Annotated in this window: 3 protein-coding genes; all 3 read right to left on the reverse strand. The window is 72.4% G+C overall.

The window, feature by feature from the left end; all coding sequences use genetic code 11:
- Positions 1 to 140: 140 nt before the first annotated feature.
- The gene (locus ACWEVO_RS35225; protein WP_007073957.1) at positions 141 to 518 is read right to left on the reverse strand and encodes an ArsR/SmtB family transcription factor; all 378 of its coding nucleotides are present in this window, start codon (positions 516 to 518) and stop codon (positions 141 to 143) included.
- A gap of 57 nt (positions 519 to 575) precedes the next feature.
- Positions 576 to 1,115: an orotate phosphoribosyltransferase gene (gene pyrE / locus ACWEVO_RS35230; RefSeq protein WP_452311733.1), complete on the reverse strand. Its 540-nt coding sequence runs from the start codon at positions 1,113 to 1,115 to the stop codon at positions 576 to 578.
- 166 nt (positions 1,116 to 1,281) lie between these two features.
- Positions 1,282 to 2,088, reverse strand: a complete 807-nt coding sequence (locus ACWEVO_RS35235; protein WP_452311734.1) for an SDR family NAD(P)-dependent oxidoreductase — start codon at positions 2,086 to 2,088, stop codon at positions 1,282 to 1,284.
- Positions 2,089 to 2,298 lie beyond the last annotated feature (210 nt).

The following is a 2,298-nucleotide window of genomic DNA, read 5'->3' on the forward strand; positions in this document are numbered from 1 at the left end:
CCGGCCCCCTCGCGGGAGCCGGCCATCGGCGTAATGTCGGCTGCGGGTGTCACGGATGACGGGCAGCCGTCACCGTCCCGTGGTGACGCCACCCCTGGCACGCCACCCCGGACCGTCGGCCCGGTCGGACACGTCCGGTGTCAGCGGGCCTTCTTGGTGGCCCGCTTGCGCGGCGGGGTGAGCAGATCCGCGATCGTGGCGATCGCGGTCGGCACCAGCCGGTAGTACGCCCAGACACCACGCTTCTCCCGCTCCAGCAAGCCGGCCTCGGTGAGGATGCGCAGGTGGTGGCTGACCGTCGGCTGCGAGAGGCCGAGCGGCGCGGTGAGGTCACACACGCACGCCTCGCCCTCGGGCGCCGACTGGATCAGGCTGAGCAGCCGCAGCCGGGCAGGGTCGGCGAGGGCCTTGAGGACCCCGGCGAGACGCTCGGCATCGGCACGTTCGATCGGCTCGCCGGCAAGCGGCGAGATCTGAGGCATGGTCATTTCAGCCAACGCAGTTCCCACGTATTCCATCCTTCCACCAGCAGCATCGATCCGGCTGCATATCGGCAGATCCGAATCGGCAAACTTTTACGCCACAAGGCCGAGGTCAGCCAACGTATAGGCGGCCCGATACGGCAATCCGGCGGCTCGCACCGCGTCGCCGGCACCACGATCAACAATAACCGCCACACCGACCACCTCGGCCCCGGCCTCACGCAACGCCTCGACGGCGGTCAACACACTGCCGCCGGTCGTCGACGTGTCCTCGACCGCGAGCACCCGCCGGCCGGCGACGTCCGGGCCCTCGATGCGCCGCTGGAGGCCGTGCGCCTTGCCCGCCTTGCGCACCACGAACGCGTCCAGCGGTCGGTCGGTCTCGGCCGAGGCGTGCAGCATCGCGGCGGCGATCGGGTCCGCCCCGAGGGTCAGGCCACCGACCGCGTCGTACTCCCAGTCGGCGGTGAGGTCGCACATCACCCGACCGACCAACGGTGCCGCCGCGTGATGGAGCGTGACCCGACGCAGATCGACGTACCAGTCCGCCTCACGCCCGGACGAGAGCACCACGCGGCCATGGACCACAGCCAGCTCAGTGATGAATTTACGCAGGTCGTCGCGGTGCCCCATGGCGATAGAGGGTACTGCGCAAGTCTGGGAGCCGTCTGTCGGGTCCGCCTCGGTCAACCCTGTGGGCGACCGACGGGTGACGATGGGTGACTACGCTGTGCGACCGCACGCCAGCACCGGCAGTCGCCGATCCCATTCATGGGACGCCCGTCGGGCGGCGCTCCGGTCAGTCGCCGTCCCGGGTCACCCGCCCGCGGCTGTCCCGCGAGACGGCCCGCAGCAGCCGGCGTGGGGCGTACCGCAGGCCCGCCACGGCGAGCTTGTACCTCCAGTCCGGCACGCTCACCAACTTGCCTTTCCGCAGGTCACGCAGCCCTTCGTCGACCACGTCGTCGGCCCGCAGCCACAGTCGGCCCGGCGTGCGCGACATGTCGATGCCGGCCCGCTCGTGATAGCCGGTCCGGGTGTAGCCGGGGCAGAGCGCCATCACCCGTACGCCGAGCGGGGCCACCGAGAGACCGATCGACTCACTGAAATTCGTCACCCAGGCCTTGCTGGCCGAGTACGTCGAACCCGGCATGGGCACACCGAAACCCGCGACCGAAGAGACATTTATCACTGTCCCGCTGCCGCGCTCGACCATCGGTCCGAGCGCCGCGTGGGTCAGCCGCAGCACCGCGAGCACGTTCAGCCGGAGCAGGCGGGCCTCGTCCTCGACCCCGGACCGCACGAACGAGGTGTTGAGGCTGATGCCGGCGTTGTTCACCAGCAGCTCGACCGGTGGCCCGGCGACCAGCCGGCGCTCCACCGTGGCGCAGCCGTCCTCGGTGGACAGGTCGGCGGAGATGGTCTCGACCTGGCGGCCGTACCGGCCGGTCAGCTCGGCGGCCTTGGCGGCCAGCCGGCCGGTGTCCCGGGCCACCAGGATCAGGTCCCACCCGTCGGCGGCCAGCCGGCGGGCGAACGCCTCACCGATGCCCAGGCTGGCGCCGGTGATCAGGGCGCGGCGCGGAGACGGGGGCGCGTCGGTCACGGGCGGTCCTCGGGAGACGGGGTCGGGCCGGACGGCGGAACGGGCGGCGGAGACGGTTGCGTCCCGGGCGGGGGCGGCGCGGACGCCGGACCCGGCGGTGCCCACGGCGACCCGGGCCCGGACACCGGGGCGGCGGGACCGTGGGCGGGCGGCGCGGACGCCGGGCCGTAACCGGACGGCGGGGCGGAACCGGGGGGCGGCGCGGGACCG

It is taken from the genome of Micromonospora sp. NPDC003776, assembly GCF_053605645.1.

Coding starts and splice junctions, on each gene's coding strand:
- ACWEVO_RS35225 (WP_007073957.1), bottom strand. CDS start 518: ATGGAATACGTGGGAACTGCGTTGGCTGAAATGACCATGCCTCAGATC.
- pyrE (WP_452311733.1), bottom strand. CDS start 1,115: ATGGGGCACCGCGACGACCTGCGTAAATTCATCACTGAGCTGGCTGTG.